The following is an 18,957-nucleotide window of genomic DNA, read 5'->3' on the forward strand; positions in this document are numbered from 1 at the left end:
AGAGTGATGATGGGCAATGTAGTGGCTTATGTTGGGTTAGGTGCCAATCTCGGCCCTGTTGAGATGACGTTGCGAGCCGCAATTGCCGCGTTCGATGAGTTGCCGTTGACCCGACTACGTACTGTTTCCAGGTTATATCGTACCCCCCCCTGGGGGCGCGAGGATCAGGCGGAATTTGTTAATGCAGTTGCAGCGTTGGACACAAGGTTAGCGCCTTTGGCCTTGCTGGATGCGTTGCTGGCGCTTGAGCATCTTCACGGGAGAGTGCGCCTTCCTGGCGACCGTTGGGGGCCGCGCACCCTTGATCTTGATTTGTTGCTTTATGGGGAACAGGTTTTGGAGCTGCCCCGACTGAGCGTGCCTCATCCCCATCTACATGAACGTGCGTTTGTGGTGGTACCTTTGGCTGAAATTGCTGCGGAGTTGGTTCTTCCTCACCACGGGATGGTATGTGACCTACGGGAGAATATGGATACCTGTGGCTTGGTACCAATCAGGTAGATAATACCCGCTTATTAGTCTTTAATGAATTTATGAGCATGTATACCAACAGCAAACCGTGGACTGTGCCCGCTTTGGCCGAGGCCAAGCGAAACGGCTGTAAAATCGTTATGTTGACTGCTTATGATGCAGGGTTTGCTCGTATTCTTGACACCAACGGTGTAGACCTAGTGCTTGTCGGGGATTCCTTGGGCATGGTAGTGCAGGGCCATGACTCGACTCTTCCGGTGAGTGTGCATGACATGGTTTACCACACGACTTGCGTGGCCCGGGGGTTACGTCAAGCATTGTTGATGGTTGATCTGCCATTTCAGGCTGATGCGTCGCCGGAACGTGCGTTGGAGGCTGCCACCGCATTATTGCAGGTAGGGGCACAGATGATCAAAATCGAAGGTGCTGGGCACAAGCTGGATGTTATTCGTTACTTGGTTGAGCGTGAGATCCCGGTGTGTTCGCACTTGGGGCTGACGCCGCAATCGGTACTTCGTTTTGGAGGTTATAAGGTGCAAGGGCGTGGCGAGGAGGCTGGTGGGCGGTTGCGTGCCGAGGCACGTGCAGTGGTGGAAGCCGGTGCTGACATGTTGTTATTGGAATGCGTGCCGTCGCCGTTGGCGGCACAGATCAGTGCCGAATCCCTGGTGCCGACCATTGGTATTGGTGCCGGTGCTGGTTGTGATGGCCAAGTGTTGGTGCTACATGATCTTCTCGGCCTAGATAGCGGTCGCCGCCGACCTAAATTTGTTAAAGATTTCCTGGGTGATGGGGGATCGGTTGCTGGCGCGGTTCGTGCCTATGCTAATGCAGTTCGAGACGGCTCGTTTCCAGACGTCGAATATAGCTACACATCGTGATTGAGACCGTTACTGATGTGCCCAGGCTGCGAGGGATTGTGGCTGATTGGAGACGCCAGGGCTTGCGGGTCGCTCTGGTGCCTACCATGGGTAATTTGCATTCTGGCCATTTTTCATTGGTTATGCTGGCCCGCCAATGTGCTGATCGCGTGGTGTCCAGTGTGTTTGTCAATCCGACGCAGTTCGGTCCCCACGAGGATTTTCTGCGTTACCCGCGAACACCCGAGGCTGACATGCGTGGTCTAGAGAAGGCCGGTTGCGATGTCTTGTGGTTGCCCAGCGTAGGGACGATGTACCCGTTGGGTACTGAACGGACGATAAGTATGTGTGTCCCGTGTGTTGGTGAAGTGTTGGAGGAGGTGTTTCGCCCTAGGCACTTTGAGGGTGTTTGCACGGTAGTGGCACGATTGTTTAATCAGGTGCTGCCGGACGTGGCCGTGTTCGGAAAGAAGGACTATCAGCAATTACTGGTGATCCGACAGATGGTGGTTGACTTGGCGTTTCCCATCGAGATTCTTGGTGGTGGTATCGTGCGTGAGTCCGATGGACTGGCGATGAGTTCGCGTAATCAGTATCTATCGATGCAGGAACGGCAGCAGGCCGCAGAGATTTATCGTACCCTGATAGCGATGCGCGATGCCGTACTGTCCGGTGGTGTACGCGCAGATGTCGAAGCCGAAGCCGTTCGGCGTTTGGAAGCAGCTGGGTTCCAAGTTGACTATGCGGTAATCCGCTTGTCTGATCTGGGTGAAATCGTTGAGGAGACCGCTGTCAGTCCGTGCATCGCACTTGTTGCTGCACGTTTGGGTAACACCCGTCTGATCGATAATCTTGAGTTCTGATAATACGTTCCGAAACAATTGTTACCATGCCCAGGTATCTGTTCATTGGCTACAATCACTTTCCTTACTTTAGCTTCGTTTCCCATGCAACTGTCCTTGCTTAAAGCTAAAATCCACCGTGCCACTGTTACCCATTCCGAGCTCAACTACGAAGGGTCGATCGCAATCGACGGATTACTGCTGGAAGCCACCGGTATCCATGCATTTGAGAAAGTCCACGTCTGGGATGTGACTAATGGTGCCCGCTTCACTACTTACGCAATCCGTGCCGAGAATGGCAGCGGCATTATCTCAGTGAACGGAGGCGCTGCGCGTTACGTGCAAGTTGGAGATGCGGTGATCATTGCTGCGTTTGCGCATATGAGTGAGCAAGAGGCGGCAATTTTCAGCCCGAATCTGGTATACGTCGATGCTGCCAATGCGATTACTCATACCAACCGTAGTATTCCGACACAGGCTGCATGACACATGCATAACGGATTTGATGCCTTGCGGTTTCATGCCGAACGTCTGCGTGGGGTGACGATTCCAGATCTGCTTGCCGCTGAGCTAGAAAGACCAGAGCAATATGCTAGGCAGGTCGGTCCGCTGTACTTCAACTTTGCGCGGCAGAAATATGACTGTGTGGCGTTGGAGGCGCTGTTCGCATTGGCTCAACAGCATAATGTGACTGACGCATTCCAGCGCCTATTTTGTGGTGAGCAGGTCAACGTGACCGAGGGGCGTGCCGTGCTGCATACCGCGCTGCGTGGTGATTTCAGTGATGCTTCGGTGGCGGTTGAGGCTCACGCGATTGCTACCAAGGTGCGTGAGCGGATGTACTCGCTGATTGCGCAGCTGGAGGCTAGCGAGGTTACCGATATTGTTAGCGTTGGCATTGGTGGTTCAGACCTTGGGCCACGTTTGGTGGTTGATGCGTTGCGTCCGATTCCCCAAGGACGTTTTCGAGTGCATTTCGTCTCTAATGTTGATGGTGCGGCGATGCGGCGCACATTGGATCTCTTGGATCCAGCACGTACTGCTGGCATTTTGATTTCCAAGACCTTCGGTACTCAGGAGACGTTGCTCAACGGCCGTATTCTCTACGATTGGTTAGGTGGTAGCGAGCGTTTATATGCGGTAAGTGCTAATCCGGAACGGGCCGCAAATACTTTTGACATTGTGCCCATGCAGGTGTTGCCAATCTGGGATTGGGTGGGTGGACGTTATTCGCTATGGTCGGCAGTCGGTTTCCCGGTTGCGTTGGCGATCGGTTTCCTGCGTTTTGAGCAGTTGCTGACCGGTGCAGCAGAGTTTGATGAGCATGTCCTGAGGGCGCCTTTAGAAGAAAATGTGGCGGTATTGCATGGTTTGACTGCGGTGTGGAACCGCAACTTCCTTGGCTGCACCACGTATGCGGTGATGGCTTATGACCAGCGTTTGGCGTTGCTCCCTGCTTACCTGCAGCAACTTGTGATGGAAAGTTTGGGTAAGCGGGTCAAGTGTGACGGCACGCCGGTGGATAGGGATACGGTTCCAGTCTGGTGGGGCGGTGTAGGTACTGATGTGCAGCATAGTTTCTTCCAAGCGTTGCATCAGGGGACTAATATCGTACCGACCGACTTTATCGGTACTATCCGTAATGATGATCCCTACACTGAGAGCCATTTTGCTTTGAATGCAAACCTTCTGGCTCAGACCGAGGCACTAGCGAACGGTCAGTTCAGTGATGATCCGCATCGTGTTTATGCAGGAGGGAATCCGAGTACGCTGATTCTGCTCGACGCATTGACCCCACGGGCATTGGGGGCACTGATTGCTATGTACGAGCATAGTGTGTACGTGCAGTCAGTGATTTGGGGCATTAATGCGTTTGATCAGTTCGGTGTGGAACTAGGAAAGCGTCTAGCAGTTCAATTACTACCTGCCTTACAGGGGGATAGTGCTGAAGTTGCTGATCCAGTGACGCGTGCAGTGCTGGCACGTTTGCGTGGCTGAGTGTGTATCGAGGTTTTGAGTTTTGATGTGAGTTGCGATCCTGGGTTTTCACGTTGGGTCTTCTTTACATGGTGGCGATAATATAAATGCATTAATCAAGTGGATGATCAAAGCAATCCAGAAATTCTGCGGAGTAGCGCACGTTCTGTTTTTGCGATGTGTTAATGCATTAGCAATGCCACAAGATATTGTTTGAGCCTTGAAAAGGCGATGTTTGATCGGATGCTGTCTTTTGTAAAGCTGACGAACGATAGCCGCTTGGGTACTTAAGTGTCGATTCGATGGAAATGGTGATCGTGTGTCTGCGTCTTTTAACGCCTTGGTGGTTTCTGTGTGGATATCGTAAGTGTGATTGATGTAAGCACATCAATGTCCTTCCAGGTTTGATGTTTTATTGGCTGTCGGAGAGGATGTGACTAGCGTCTGTTGACATGATCGCAAGCCATTCGCAATTGGAGCGAAGCAGATAAAGAAAATAAACATGACATTGAATTTCTCGTATCTGGAGCAGATGCGGCGATAGCCTTTCAGCCTGTGAAACAGGCGCTCAACCTCATTGCGGTGCTTGTTCATCTTTACATCTTGCGGCCGTATGCCTAAGACTCTAATACGCGTGTGCAGTGGTATCACGATAGGAATGCAGTTCAAGTCAAGCACCAGCGGGCTGGCTTGGTGGCCTTCATCAACGCACTCCATGACCGTGTGCAACGGGCAATTCGGTGGCCAGAGCCGTTTGAGCAACAGCTACTCGTAACCCTTCCGGCGCATCGTGCGTTTATCCAGGTGATATAGAGACGGTGATGGCGCGTGAGCCGTGATGAGGTGGTGCTTGGTGTTCCACTCGCCACGAGATGTGCCGATAGCCGTCTGACTGTTTTTGGGGGTCCACGGGTACCATCCAGATACACATTCACGCCGGTGTTGTCCAGCGATACAGTCTGGTTCTTGATCTGCACGACTTGTGTTTGCTGCAGTGGCCAAAGCTTGATCGAGCATGCCAAGCTTTGCCTATCGATTAATGCGTGTGTAGATCGTCTGCCAGTTACCGAAGCGCTTGGGCAGGTCATTAGTGGATGGCAGGGTGTCAGCGTGGGCATGCGTTACCTGACTAAGTTCTGTTGACGTTCGCTGGTGTTGGCACACTGTTTATTGCGTAAACAACTGCTAACCGAAGTAGGTCAGCAGGTTGCAGGAGTCTTGTCAGATAAAGCCGGTACTAAGTTCTAAAAGTCTAACAGTGGTCAACCATCGCTGATTGCTCTAATTCGTGCGATGAATGGCTCGCACTAGCTCTTCGTGGCACAATTTTCCAACGGTGTTCGATTACTGGAAAACCTTGCCTTACATGCGTGTTTCACGATGGTGTCGAAAAGATGCCTTGCAGGGGTTAGACAAGTCCAAAACATTACTAATCTACCCAAAGATCAAAGGGGTGCAACAGCATAGTAGCCGAGGGTTCAAAAATAACCGATCGCAAGCGTTCGGACCTTTGAGTTCCAGATTCCCTCTAGTGGTTGATCCTTCTGGCTACGATTGATCCTCGTCGTAGAATCAGTCCGGGACATTTGGTGTGCACAAAAAAGGAAGGTATGTTGGGGTGCTTGTTTGAGTGTATCAAGTGTTTTTTCGGTTCTCCATGAGTGACGACAAAACCCAGAATGTACAGGGAGTATCAGTAGTTTTAGGTCTTATTGCGGAAATCCTGGGTAACGATTCGTGTTCTCCGAGATCTTTGTAACTATTGGAGTCTTTTCTTGGGAAGTTAAGTTAATGACTCTAGAGTCGCGTCATTGTTGTGGATCATGTTTGCTTAGGTGAATGGTACGCTTGGTATGGTTTACACAGTCATGGCTTGTAATTTCGCGCCTGATTCTTCATAATTAACCTTCTGCTGCGGGGTGGAGCAGTCTGGCAGCTCGTCGGGCTCATAACCCGAAGGTCGCAGGTTCAAATCCTGCCCCCGCTACCGTTTGTGGTTGTAGTGTTGGTTTGGTGATTTCCTCGGTGAGATTGGTTTCTCTGCGGATTTTTCTTCTTGTCGTAAGTGATTCGTGTATATCCATGAATCTTGTTGGTATGCTTGGTAGTGAGGGTTGTAGCATAATTGTCTTGGTAAGTAGTTTATTTGTCTTCTATGTGAATCATAAGTTTTTGGCCTCCGCTTGATTGTTCTTGGCATTTTAAAGAATGTGGTGCCTTGCTTAACGTACCGTGGTGTTTTTTTTGGTTATAAGTCTCTTAAAGAAATCAACACATTTGTTTGGCTTGGGCTTGAAATCTTTGAAGTAACCTGGTCTTCGTTATGGTGAGTTGGGCCAAACAGGCACTTGCTTAGTATAGTAGTAGCGCCTTAAAGTGACCTGCATGTACCATGATTGCTTCTAGTTTTCATCAATCTATTTAGGCTTTTTTCGCTTAGGTTGATGGTTGTTTGCTGTGGAGTCCATGTTTCAGTATTGATGGTACTCTGCTAATTGCTGAGATACGGCTCATTATTCTTCCCCGCTCCATCGATACCTTAACTTGAGCTTGATTATCCGGTTCATTAATGGCACCGTGTTCCTGTTGTTGTATTGCTTAGATTCATTGATTGGCGATGCCTGGATCCGGGTATGTCATTATTTAGATGCATGCGAGGTTAATGTTTTCTGTTCAAAAGCTTGTCGTTAGTTAATGAACCTTTGTGATTTGCTTTAATGTGTATTTATTTTAGGGTTCCTTGTGGTGCTGAGAAGGAGCACTTCAATGTGATTATTCTTCCTTGCCTTAAATAAAGTTCACCGCATGAGCTTGCTACAACTACCCTAGACTCCGATAGCGTACTCTTTCGATTGTTATCGCTAGACTGTTTCGCGGATATGGCATTCAAACGGTGTATGATTCTGAAAAAAAGAATACACTTCATAATTATTTTAGAGCGAAATCTATCTGCTGTGTCAAACTACGTTACGGACTGCTCATGACTTGACAGAGTGCTGTGTTTGAATTTAGGTGCGTTCCGCATTGTGGTTTCTCTGGGTTGTGACATTGCTCCAGGGTAATCGTTCTACACCAGACTTTTGCTGATGATCTGTTTTAGGATTGATTTGTCGGTTGATGCACGAATCTCACGTTTGGACGATCTTATGATAAAAATGTCATGGGGAGTGCGAGGGATGTCTGCAAGCTGGCTGGCATCGAATTTTGTCTCCTTAAATGCTAGCTTGCCGTTATCTTTTAAAATGTCTATTATTCTAGTGCCAAGGCTTTAAGGATTCTCGGTAAGCGTCGGTTTCTATCGATGCTGACAGTGGATACCGAAGCTAGGTAGCAGGCGTTAGATGTCCAGGCGGTTAATGATGGTTTCGGCTAGGGGAAGGTGTCTTTTGTCGCCTTCGTTCTTAGCTTGCATGTCGGATTTGTGCAATGGGGCCCAAGGGGCCCCTTGCTATTTCTGTGGCATAGTGACGCATGCATCGTTTTTCAGCAGAGCGTAATTTAATTGGATTAGGGCAGCCTGTGAGCGACAAAGGCATTGAAATTGTGAATCTGTTGGCGTCGAAGGTCGAGATGCTCGGGTTTGAGCTACTCGGTGCGAAGTATCTTCTAGTGCCTAGTGGCGCTATCTTGCGCCTGTACATTGATATGCCGTTTGCTATGCAGCCTGAGTGCATGGTGAGCATAGATGATTGTGAACGTGTGAGTCGTGAAGTATCGGCGCATTTAGACGTTGAAGAACCTATAAGTGGCAATTACACCCTGGAGGTGTCTTCCCCAGGTTTGGATCGTCCGTTGTTCACGTTGGAGCAGTTTGCCCGTCACCACAACGAACTGGTTAAGGTTGAATTGAAGTTGCCACAGCATGGGCGTCGTCGCTTGCAAGGAAAGATTGCACGGGTCGAGCAAGTGGAGGGCTTGGTGGTATTGCTTGTCGATGGCGTTGAGCTAGCTGTGGATTTCAATAACATTGATAAGGCGCGGATCGCCCCTGACTGGAGCGTACTGGGCTTGGCACCGTTAAAAAGAAGTAAGTCTGACACGAAAAAAACGAGTCAAGGTAACAAGAAACCATCCAATGAATCGGCGGCCGGCAAGCCGTGCGCGGAGTGATTTAGATGAGCAAGGAACTTTTATTGGTAGTTGATGTGGTCGCTAACGAAAAGGGTGTCCCGCGCCAGATCATCTTCAACGCCATTGAAATTGCGTTGGCGTCGGCGGCGAAGAAGCGTTATCCCGACCGAGATATTCTAACACGTGTAACTATCGATCAAAAGAACGGCAACTACGAGACTTTCCGGCGTTGGGAGGTGGTTGCTGACGATGTGGTGATGGAGTCACCGGAACGGCAGATTCGTCTGATGGACGCGCTTGATGAAGCTGATGGTGTGGAGGTCGGTGACTACATTGAGGAGCAGATTGACAACCCCGACTTTGGCCGTATCGCTGCGCAGGCTGCTAAACAAGTGATTGTGCAGCGTGTGCGTGATGCTGAACGCCAGCAAATTGTCGATGCGTGGAAAAATCGTGTTGGCGAGTTAGTTACCGGTGTAGTCAAACGTGTTGAGCGCGGTAATATTTATGTCGACTTAGGTGGGAGTACTGAGGCTTTTATCCCAAAGGACAAGGGTATCCCGCGAGATGTAGTGCGTCCCGGAGATCGTGTGCGTGGTTACTTGGCTGAGGTGCGTTCTGAGTCACGTGGCCCGCAGCTATTCATTAGCCGTTCTGCTCCGGAATTCATGATCGAATTGTTCAAACTGGAAGTCCCGGAGGTTGGTCAGGGTTTGGTTGAGATCAAAGGTTGTGCCCGCGATCCTGGCGACCGGGCCAAGATCGCTGTGATTGCACATGACAATCGCACTGATCCTATCGGTGCTTGCATCGGTATGCGTGGCTCGCGTGTGCAGGCCGTCTCTAACGAGCTTAACGGTGAACGCGTAGATATTGTATTGTGGAATGAAAATCCGGCTAACTTTGTTATCAATGCGATGGCACCGGCTGAGGTACAGTCGATCATCGTTGATGAGGAGAAACACTCAATGGATTTGGCTGTGGCTGAGGATCGCTTGGCCCAGGCCATTGGCAAGGGCGGCCAGAATGTACGTTTAGCCAGCCGCTTGACGGGTTGGCAATTGAATGTGATGACTGCCGAGCAGGTTGCTGCTAAGTCGGAAGCCGAGCAGGTTGCCGCTCGTCAGTTATTTATGGAACGCTTGGAAGTGGACGAGGAGATTGCCTCTATCCTGGTTATGGAGGGATTCAACACTATCGAGGAAATCGCTTACGTACCGGTCGGTGAGCTCCTGGCAGTGGAGGGTTTTGATGAGGATATCGTTGAGGAGCTCCGTGCTCGTGCCAGTGATGCGTTACTGAATGCGGCGTTGGCCGAGGAGGAGGGTTTGGAACATTCTGGCCCAACGCCGGATTTGTTGGCACTCAATGGTATGGACGAGATCACCGCACACGCTCTGGCGGCTCATGGAGTGCGTACTAGCGAGGATCTTTCTGATTTGGCTGCTGACGAGATTGTCGAGTTTGATATTGAAGGCATGACCCTCCAGCGTGCAGCTGTGTTGATACTGGCTGCTCGTGCTGAGGAAATTGCTCGTTTGGAGCGTGGCGAATGAGTCGGCAATGAACAATGCCTTGACCTGTTCAGGGCTTAAAATTTGCGCTTCCCTTGCGTTGGGCGAGGGGGCGTCCAACTGAATCATAGGAACCGAATGTCGCAGCAAACCACTATTCGTAAGCTTGCCGAGCTGGTCAAGACCCCTGTTGAGAAACTGCTAGAGCAGTTGGCCGAGGCCGGTATGAAGTTCAGTGGTCCCGACCAGGTCGTGACCAGTACTGAAAAGATGAAGTTGCTCGGGTTCCTGCGCCGCACACATGGCAAGTCCGATGTGTTGTCGGTTGAAACGATCCGTGAGGCACCGAAAAAAATCACGCTTAATCGGCGTAGGTTGCAAGAAGTGACAGTTAACGCTGGCCGCAACAAGACTACGGTAAACGTGGAAGTACGCCAAAAGCGCACTTATGTGAAGACGCCTGAGAGCGAATATCTTGCGCCGACAAAACCGTCTATAGAACTGCGTGATGCCGAGCGTGTTGAAATATTGCGTAAGCTTGAAGAATCGCGCCAGCGCAATCTTGCTGAGCAGCAGCGTTTGGCTGAAGTTGACCGCCAGCGTGTGGAGGAGCAAGAACGAAAGCACCGTGAAGAACAGGCTGAGCGTGAGCGCCAGGAGGCTGAAAGCCGCGCAGTTGAGGAGGTTGCTGTCCAGACGGATTCCAGTCCCGTCAAGCCGGTGTCTAAACAGATTTCTGAAGCGCGCGCGCGCGCCGTGCCAAGAGCACCGCGACCGGTACCGGTCGCAGCACGCCCTTCGGCCCCACGTTCGGATGACCGCAATAGCGGGGCGCGGCATAAACCCCGTGGTTCGCACGTGATGGTCTCGGACGAGGATGATTCTGCACGCCGTTTTGCCGGTCAGATGCACCTGACGGCTGCCGACCGTGCTCGTCGTGGTAGCAGCACGCGGGGCAAGGGAGGTGGTAACACTCACCGTGGTAACGAGAAGAGTAGTCGTGCTAGCGGTGCTCATGGTTTTGAGCGCCCTACTGCGGCAGTTGTGCGTGAAGTCGCGGTCGGAGACACCATTACGGTAGCTGACTTGGCGCAGAAGTTGGCGCTGAAAAGTGGTGATATGGTGAAGGCGTTGTTCAAAATGGGGGTGATGGTGACCATCACCCAAACCATTGATCATGACACTGCAGTGCTGGTAACCGAGGAGCTGGGTCATAAGGTGACTCGTGCTAGCAGCAATGACTTTGAGGATGCTTTACTGGCCCATACTGAAGAGGTCCATGGCGAAGCGGTTCCACGTCCACCTGTGGTGACTATTATGGGACATGTTGACCACGGCAAAACTTCGTTGCTGGATTACATTCGTCGTACCAAAATTGCGGTGGGCGAAGCTGGTGGTATAACCCAGCACATTGGTGCTTACCATGTGGAGACCCCGCGTGGCGTCATAAGCTTTTTGGATACACCGGGTCACGCCGCCTTCACCTTGATGCGCGCACGCGGTGCCAAGATCACTGACATTGTGGTGCTGGTGGTTGCTGCCGATGATGGCGTGATGCCGCAGACCAAGGAGGCAGTACACCATGCGAAGGCGGCCGGTGTACCGCTGATCGTAGCTGTGAGCAAGATTGATAAGTCTACTGCCGATCCACAGCGTGTAAAAAACGAGTTGTTAACTGAGAACGTTGTTGCTGAGGAATTTGGTGGGGATACGCAGTTCGTCGAGCTGTCTGCCAAGACCGGTAGTGGCGTTGACGCATTGTTGGATGCAATTTCGATCCAGGCTGAGGTGTTGGAACTGAAGGCTGTGACTGAAGGGCGTGCGACCGGTACCGTGATCGAGTCTTCGCTAGACAAGGGGCGTGGTCCGGTGGCAACGGTATTGGTGCAGCAGGGACGACTGAAAAAGGGGGACTATTTGGTATGCGGCACTCATTACGGTCGTGTGCGTGCGCTGTTTGATGAGATTGGTTACCAACCGGTTGCCGCCGCTCCATCAATCCCTGTGCAGGTGCTTGGCTTGTCTGGTGTGCCTGATGCTGGAGACGATTTCGTGGTTGTTGACGATGAGCGTCTTGCTAAGGATGTAGCACAGCAGCGTGAGGCCAAACGCCGTGAGTCGCGCTTGGTTGCTTCCGCGGGCAACCGCATGGAAGACATCTTGGCGCAGATGGGTAAGGGTGAGAATCAGCAAGTGCTTAACCTGTTGATTAAGGCTGATGTCCAGGGTTCGCTGGAAGCGCTCAAACATGCGTTGGTGGCACTGTCCAACGATGATATTAGAATCAATGTGATTCATGTTGGTGTTGGAGGTATAACTGAGTCGGATGCCAACTCTGCGGTTGCCTCTAAAGCTACTGTGATTGGTTTCAATGTCCGTGCCGATGCCTCTGCTCGCAAGATCATTGAGGCGAACAGCGTAGATCTCCGTTATTTCTCTATCATCTACGATGTTATTGATCAGGTGAAGCAGGTAGCTTCTGGTTTGCTTGGTGTTGAAATCCGTGAGGAGATCATCGGTGTTGCCGAGGTGCGGGATGTGTTCCGCAGTTCTAAGTTCGGCGCTGTCGCCGGTTGTATGGTAATCGAGGGTGTTGTCAAGCGCTCCAAGCCGATCCGTGTGCTGCGCGATAACACCGTGGTGTTTGAGGGTGAATTAGAGTCATTGCGTCGTTTTAAGGATAATGTTGACGAGGTCCGTAACAGTACTGAGTGTGGTATCGGAGTGAAGGCTTACAATGATGTTAGGGTTGGAGATCAAATCGAGTGTTTCGAACGTATTGAGGTGGCGCGTACGTTGTAAGCGTACAGGTCGTGCTTGGCTGTTAATGGCGTTGGGATGTCCCGTGTGCCTTTACCGGTCGAATCCTCGGCAGCATTCCATTGTGCCTTTCTTGTTTCAATCGATTCTGCTTCCGTGCCGTGCCGAAGAAATCATTTCAGCGTACTGAACGTATTTCCGTCCAAATTCGCCGCGATCTAGGTGCTTTAGTGCATGCCGCTGTGCGTGATCATGGATTGCCTTCTGTGAGTGTGTCTGATGTGGAAGTGACCCGTGATATGGCACACGCTAAGGTGTTTGTGACTGCTCTTCAAGCAGAGTGCTCACGCGAGGCAGTGGCAGCGTTGAGGACGTTGGCGCGCGAACTGCGTATGCAATTAGCGCATACTATGAGGCTGCGCTTTGTGCCTGAACTGCACTTCCATTACGATGATTCGTTGGATCGTGGTGAACGTATTGATGCATTATTACGTGATTTGATACCCCCGGTTGCTGGGGAAAAAGACGAGTGTGATTAAATCTTGCATTGGTGTGCAACCACCAATGTCCAGTGTTGATCCACTGCTCACAACCTGCTTTATTCCTCGTTCTTTATGTTCGATGTTTCTTGATTAATGTCTCGCATTGCCTATCGTCGTTTGGATGGTATTTTGCTGCTTGATAAGCCTGCTGGCATGAGTTCTAACGGTGCGTTGCAGGTTGCGCGTCGGTTATTGCGTGCTAAGAAGGGGGGGCATACTGGCAGCTTGGATCCACTCGCTACCGGACTGTTGCCGCTGTGTTTTGGAGAAGCCACCAAAATTGCTGGTTTGCTACTGGGTTCTGCCAAGGCTTACGATGCTGATGTGCTACTCGGCACGACTACCAGTACTGATGATGCTGAAGGGGTTGTGTTACTTGAGCGCCCGGTACCGACGCTGGATGCCGAAGTAGTCGATGCCGTGCTATGTCGGTTGATTGGTCCGATTCTGCAACGCGCCCCAATCTATTCTGCGCTCAAGCAGGGTGGCGAGCCACTATATGCTAAAGCCCGGCGTGGTGAGGTGGTGAATGCCCCGGTACGTGAGGTTGAGGTGCATGCGATCGAATTGCTTGCTTTGGCTATGCCACGATTACGATTACGCGTGACTTGCGGTTCGGGTACATACATCCGTAGCTTAGTCCGCGATTTGGGTGAATTCCTGGGTTGTGGTGCGCATATCATCGCATTGCGCCGTCGCTGGATAGCTCCATTCCAGATGCCTGAGATGTTGACCTTGGATGAGTTGGAGCAGGCATTGAAGAAAGGGAGGCATCCTAATTCTCTGTTATTGCCTTTGGCTGAGGGATTAGCTGGTTTCCCGGCACTGGAGCTTGATGCCGAGCGTCTAGCTCGCTTCAGGCTAGGACAACGCCTGCGCGATCAACGTTTCCAGGTTGGGAGGGTTGCAGTACTCGAGAAAAATGGTACCCCTGCTGGGTTGGGAGAGGTTGATAGTGAAGGTTTGTTGGTGCCACAGCGTCTTTTCAATCTTTGAATCTGGATTTATTTAGAAGTGATCAACTTGTGCCGAACTTTTGGGGCCGATACAATTTCGTTGCCTTTCATTAGGTACCTTGCGCTCCAAGCGCGTCCTTCCAGCAATCGGCGAGTCAGGCGGTATGCGTCTTTATCCAGCATTTCTGCCCACTCCGCGTCTATTTAGAGAAGCCACTATGTTGATCGATACTCAGAACATCATCGAGAACAATAAGCGAAGTGCCAATGATACGGGGTCCCCAGAAGTCCAGATTGCACTGTTGACTGCTCGTATTGAGTTGCTGACTAAGCACTTTAAAATTCATAAAAAAGACCATCATAGCCGCCGTGGTCTGCTGCAGATGGTTAATCGCCGTCGCAGTTTGCTTGATTACCTTAATAAAAAGGACAACGAACGTTATAAGCTATTGATCGAAAAACTTGGCCTGCGCCGCTGAGATTTTATCGCCCTCGCCGTGGATCAGAGACGTGCCGTGTGTTGTGTTTGGATTAGGAATGCACTTTAAAGATTGCAAGCCGCCAACTCCACGTTATTGGCAAAGACTGAGCACAGTTCATCTGTTGAAAGTATTATCCCTAAGGAAACTCTCGTGGCAAAAATCACCAAAACCTTCCAGTATGGCAAGCATACCGTCACCCTGGAAACGGGCGAAGTTGCCCGCCAGGCGGATGGAGCCGTTATCGTCAAGATGGATGACACTGTATTGCTTGTCACTGCTGTTGCTGCCAAGAATGCGCGAGAGGGCCAGGATTTCTTCCCACTGACAGTTGATTATCAGGAGAAGTTCTACGCTGGTGGGCGCATCCCGGGTAGCTTTTTTAAACGTGAGGGCCGTGCAACCGAGAAAGAAACGCTGATTTCCCGTCTGATTGACCGTCCGATCCGTCCGTTGTTTCCGGAAGACTACAAGAACGAAGTTCAGATTATCGCGACGGTTATGTCACTCGACCCGGAAGTCGACGGTGATATTCCGGCGATGATTGGTGCTTCAGCTGCATTGTCACTGGCCGGTATCCCGTTCAAGGGGCCAATAGGTGCTGCTAAGGTTGGCTACAAGGAAGGTCAATATATCCTTAATCCCACTGTCAGTGACCTGAAGAAATCTCAGTTGGAACTTGTTGTGGCTGGTACTGCTAATGCAGTGCTGATGGTTGAATCTGAGGCCGCATTGCTTTCCGAAGAGGTGATGTTAGGAGCGGTCATCTTCGGTCATCGCGAGATGCAAAAAGTGATCCAGATGATCGATGCACTAACTGAAGAAGTCGGTACACAGCCGTCCAGTTGGGTGGCCCCGGCCAAGAATGATGCTTTGATCACTGCGCTTAAGGAAGCAGTTGGTTGCCGCTTGTCTGATGCTTTCCATATCCGAGACAAGTTGCAGCGTCGCGACGCGATCGCGGCTATCAAGAATGATGCAATTGAGCAATTGGCTGGCCGCTTTGAAGTTGAGGGCTGGAGCTTGGTGGAATTGCTAAAGGAATTCGGTGAACTGGAGTACCGTACCATGCGCGACGCCTTGTTAAACACTAAGGTCCGCATTGATGGACGCTCTTTAGGCGCTGTGCGCCCGATCACAGTAAAGGTTGGGGTGCTACCGCGCGTCCACGGCTCTTGTCTATTTACACGTGGAGAAACTCAAGCGATCGTAGTCACCACGCTGGGTACAGCTCGTGATGGCCAAGTGATTGATGCGGTCACTGGTGAATATAAGGAAAACTTCTTATTCCATTACAACTTTCCACCATATTCGGTGGGCGAATGTGGCCGCTTTGGTGTCCCGAAGCGCCGTGAGATCGGCCACGGCCGTCTTGCTAGGCGTGGGGTGTTAGCTGTGATGCCGAGTTTGGATGAATTCCCTTACACAATCCGTGTTGTCTCGGAGATCACCGAATCGAACGGTTCTTCATCAATGGCTTCGGTGTGCGGTTCCTCGCTGGCACTGATGGATGCTGGTGTGCCGGTGAAGGCCCCAGTGGCTGGTATTGCGATGGGTTTGGTAAAGGAAGGGGATCGCTTTGTTGTGTTGAGCGATATCCTCGGGGACGAGGATCACCTTGGCGATATGGATTTCAAGGTTGCTGGTACCTCCGAAGGGGTGTCCGCGTTGCAGATGGACATTAAGATCGAAGGTATTACCGAGGAGATTATGAAGCAGGCTCTACAGCAGGCTAGAATTGGTCGTTTGCACATCCTTAGCGAGATGGACAAGGCACTGGCCGCACCGCGTGCCGAGTTGTCCGACTACGCGCCCCGCCTGCTGACGATTAAGATCCACCCTGACAAGATCCGCGATGTCATTGGTAAGGGTGGTTCGACCATCCAGGCGATCACTAAGGATACCGGCACGCAGATCGATATCCAGGACGACGGTACGATCATCATCGCTTCAGTCAACAATGCTGCAGCCCGCGAGGCTAAGCGTCGTATCGAGCAGATTACCTCGGATGTCGAGCCGGGACGGGTTTATGAGGGCAAGGTTGTTAAGATTATGGACTTTGGCGCTTTTGTGACTATTTTGCCTGGTAAGGATGGTTTGGTACACGTTTCTCAGATATCCAGTGAACGTGTGGAGCGTGTTGGTGACAAGTTGAAGGAAGGCGATGTGGTGCGTGTAAAGGTGTTAGAAGTTGATAAGCAAGGTCGAATTCGCCTGTCGATCAAAGCCGTTGAAGAAGAAGGCGCTAGTGTATAAGTCTGGCTTCTTACCGGCTTCGCTGGCCATAGCTTAGAAAATGAGTTTCGTATTTCGTTTAGGGTGCTTTGGACGTGGGTTTGCTCCTTGGTAAAGGGTTTATGTATGCGTGGTCATTGGTGTAGTTATGTATGGCGGTGGTGCATTGTCTGTTGACAGCATCACCGATAACATTGGTTCTTTGTTTAACTGCTGAGAACTGGATGAGATTGTTGAAAATACGGTTCAAATGGAAATCACACTGAGTCCTGGGGTGCATCTTCACTAGGTAGCATCAAGCAGCCACATCACAGGATGCTGTGTGTTGATACGTACACTGATGATGGTTTTATTCCTGGGAATGCTGCCCAAAACTGGATTCTTGCTAGTTTATTTGTGGTGATTTCTCCATCCTTAGCACATCCATTCATAACCTCGTTTACGAGGTTATGAATGGATGTGCTAAGCATAGAATATAGGTGGTGTTTTAGGCCGAACACACTATTGCCAAGCCACCTTGTGCGCGATCGAAATGGTTGCGTGCGTTGCGTACTTCGTCATGGTGGGTGCTGGCCCAGTTAAGTAGCTGCATCACAGGTACCAACAGGCTTTCGCCCAGAGGTGCCAGTGCATAGTCTACTCTCGGCGGCTTGGTTGGATAGACTTTGCGGTTAATCATCCCGTTTCGCTCAAGATGCCGCAGGGTTTGGGTGAGCATCCGCTTGGAGATGTCAGGTACGGCGCGTTGAATAGCGCTGAAACGTGTTGGCCCGGGAACCAGAGTTAATAAGATCAGGAGCGTCCACTTATCGCCTATATGATCCAGCACATCGCGCACCGGACATTGGGTGGCGTCGAACGGGAGATTTTCCCAGTTAGGGGGAGGGGCCAAGGAAGCGAGAGAAGCGAACATGTTCATGATGGGGGTTCCTCAAAAATCACCTTGACTGCAAAAAATTTCTTCTTGTGGAAAAAATTATAGCCTCGACAATGAAACATGAGATTTTAAGAATCTATACATGTAGGACTTTAGCATGACCCAAACTGTTTCCCGCATTCTTGTTACTGGTGCCAGCGGCCAACTTGGCGCTTTAGTGATCGAAGAATTGCTAGGAATGATACATGCATCTCATTTAATCGCTGCAGCACGTGATCCAAAGGTATTAGCAGCGTTTAGTACACGTGGTGTTGAGACGTGTCGATTGGATTACAGTGATCAGGCCAGTATAGATGCTGCCCTTCAAGGGGTAGATCGTGTGCTGCTGGTATCCTCTAATACCATCGGTCAACGCTTTGCACAACATCGCAACGTAATTGAAGCTGCGGCACGTGCTGATATGGGCTTGTTTGCTTACACCAGCTTGTTACACGCGGATAGCTCGCCACTGCTGCTGGCCCAGGAACACGTGCAGACTGAAGCGTTATTGAGGGCATCAGGTATGCCTTACGTGCTGTTGCGTAATGGTTGGTACACCGAGAACTACACTGTCTCGATAGGATCCGCGTTAGTTCATGGGGCTGTGTTTGGTAGCGCTGGTACAGGCCGTATTGCTGCGGCCACACGTTCTGACTACGCTGCTGCTGCTGCTGCGGTGTTGGTTTCTGATGTGGATCAAAATGGTCGCACCTACGAATTGGCTGGTGACGAGGCATTTACGCTGGCCGAATACGCTGCAGAGATTGAAAAACAGTCTGGAAAACCAGTGATTTATCGCGATTTACCGGAAGCTGAGTACGCTGCAATCTTGACACAGGGAGGATTACCGGAAAGCTTCGCTGCGATTCTGGCACAGTTTGATATTGGTGCTTCGCAGGGCGGACTATTCGATGATAGTCACCAACTCAGTGCTCTCATCGGACGGCCGACTACCCCACTACGTGAAGTGGTGTCGAAAGCGCTTTCCGAGACTCATTAAGGTACTTCTGTGTGTGGTTAGATTCCAGTCACGCATTGGTATGGTTGACGACTTGATGCTTAGAAGTAGTGTCAATGGTGAAATTCCGTGTCGACTTCCACTATTGCCCATTATTGCTGAGTATGTTGCCTTGAACATGTCATTGCAGCAATAAATAAAGCACTGCTATCAATCCCGGTTTGAAGGTATAGCAATAGTCTTGATGGTAGCCGTGCCAAGTGAGCAGTTGTCGTCTGTATCCTGTATTGCTGGTATTGGTTTGATCGAATTTGCGGCCATACATAACTCCCCGCTTGGCGGTCGTGGTCGCTCTTAGGGTCTTGGGACTGGCCAA

Annotated in this window: 14 protein-coding genes and 1 tRNA gene; 14 read left to right on the forward strand and 1 reads right to left on the reverse strand. The window is 50.9% G+C overall.

The annotated features are described in order from the left end of the window. Positions 1–9: 9 nt before the first annotated feature. The 13 genes from folK (at position 10) to pnp (ending at position 16,728) form a co-directional block, all read left to right on the forward strand. Complete coding sequence (gene folK, locus PLS229_RS01045) at positions 10–501, forward strand: 2-amino-4-hydroxy-6-hydroxymethyldihydropteridine diphosphokinase (protein ID WP_038271121.1); 492 nt, start codon at positions 10–12, stop codon at positions 499–501. Positions 502–533: 32 nt separating this feature from the next. Beyond that, complete coding sequence (gene panB / locus PLS229_RS01050) at positions 534–1,352, forward strand: 3-methyl-2-oxobutanoate hydroxymethyltransferase (RefSeq protein ID WP_038271078.1); 819 nt, start codon at positions 534–536, stop codon at positions 1,350–1,352. Continuing rightward, positions 1,349–2,194, forward strand: a complete 846-nt coding sequence (gene panC, locus PLS229_RS01055) for a pantoate--beta-alanine ligase (RefSeq protein WP_038271079.1) — start codon at positions 1,349–1,351, stop codon at positions 2,192–2,194. Before panB ends, panC begins: the two co-directional genes overlap by 4 nt. Before the next feature lie 84 nt (positions 2,195–2,278). Then, entirely contained in the window at positions 2,279–2,659 is a 381-nt protein-coding gene (panD, locus tag PLS229_RS01060; RefSeq protein ID WP_038271081.1) for an aspartate 1-decarboxylase, read from the forward strand. 3 nt (positions 2,660–2,662) lie between these two features. Next, positions 2,663–4,171 carry a glucose-6-phosphate isomerase gene (pgi, locus tag PLS229_RS01065; RefSeq protein WP_038271082.1) on the forward strand — a complete coding sequence of 503 codons (1,509 nt, stop codon included), beginning with the start codon at positions 2,663–2,665 and terminating at the stop codon, positions 4,169–4,171. Positions 4,172–6,063: 1,892 nt separating this feature from the next. Continuing rightward, a tRNA-Met gene (locus PLS229_RS01070) sits at positions 6,064–6,137 on the forward strand. A 1,532-nt stretch (positions 6,138–7,669) separates the two neighbouring features. Further along, on the forward strand, positions 7,670–8,260 hold the full coding sequence (rimP, locus tag PLS229_RS01075) for a ribosome maturation factor RimP (RefSeq protein ID WP_038271122.1): 591 nt from the start codon (positions 7,670–7,672) through the stop codon (positions 8,258–8,260). A gap of 5 nt (positions 8,261–8,265) precedes the next feature. Then, on the forward strand, positions 8,266–9,777 hold the full coding sequence (gene nusA / locus PLS229_RS01080; protein WP_038271083.1) for a transcription termination factor NusA: 1,512 nt from the start codon (positions 8,266–8,268) through the stop codon (positions 9,775–9,777). Positions 9,778–9,873: 96 nt separating this feature from the next. After that, positions 9,874–12,537, forward strand: coding sequence for a translation initiation factor IF-2 (gene infB / locus PLS229_RS01085; RefSeq protein WP_038271084.1), 2,664 nt, complete (start codon positions 9,874–9,876; stop codon positions 12,535–12,537). 119 nt (positions 12,538–12,656) lie between these two features. Further along, positions 12,657–13,034, forward strand: coding sequence for a 30S ribosome-binding factor RbfA (gene rbfA, locus PLS229_RS01090; RefSeq protein WP_038271086.1), 378 nt, complete (start codon positions 12,657–12,659; stop codon positions 13,032–13,034). 96 nt (positions 13,035–13,130) lie between these two features. Next, positions 13,131–14,033 (forward strand): tRNA pseudouridine(55) synthase TruB, encoded by a 903-nt coding sequence (truB, locus tag PLS229_RS01095; protein WP_038271087.1) that lies wholly within the window; start codon positions 13,131–13,133, stop codon positions 14,031–14,033. A gap of 178 nt (positions 14,034–14,211) precedes the next feature. Further along, positions 14,212–14,472 (forward strand): 30S ribosomal protein S15, encoded by a 261-nt coding sequence (rpsO, locus tag PLS229_RS01100; protein ID WP_038271089.1) that lies wholly within the window; start codon positions 14,212–14,214, stop codon positions 14,470–14,472. Between the two features lie 153 nt (positions 14,473–14,625). Further along, on the forward strand, positions 14,626–16,728 hold the full coding sequence (gene pnp, locus PLS229_RS01105) for a polyribonucleotide nucleotidyltransferase (RefSeq protein WP_038271091.1): 2,103 nt from the start codon (positions 14,626–14,628) through the stop codon (positions 16,726–16,728). Between the two features lie 466 nt (positions 16,729–17,194). On the opposite strand, the gene PLS229_RS01110 is transcribed toward pnp, so the two are convergent. Next, positions 17,195–17,626 carry a winged helix-turn-helix transcriptional regulator gene (locus PLS229_RS01110; protein WP_038271092.1) on the reverse strand — a complete coding sequence of 144 codons (432 nt, stop codon included), beginning with the start codon at positions 17,624–17,626 and terminating at the stop codon, positions 17,195–17,197. 115 nt (positions 17,627–17,741) lie between these two features. Here PLS229_RS01110 and PLS229_RS01115 point away from each other — a divergent pair, with 115 nt between their 5' ends. Beyond that, positions 17,742–18,623, forward strand: a complete 882-nt coding sequence (locus tag PLS229_RS01115; protein ID WP_038271093.1) for an SDR family oxidoreductase — start codon at positions 17,742–17,744, stop codon at positions 18,621–18,623. Positions 18,624–18,957: the final 334 nt, after the last annotated feature.

Source organism: Xylella taiwanensis (genome assembly GCF_013177435.1).
GTDB classification, from domain to species: Bacteria; Pseudomonadota; Gammaproteobacteria; order Xanthomonadales; family Xanthomonadaceae; genus Xylella; species Xylella taiwanensis.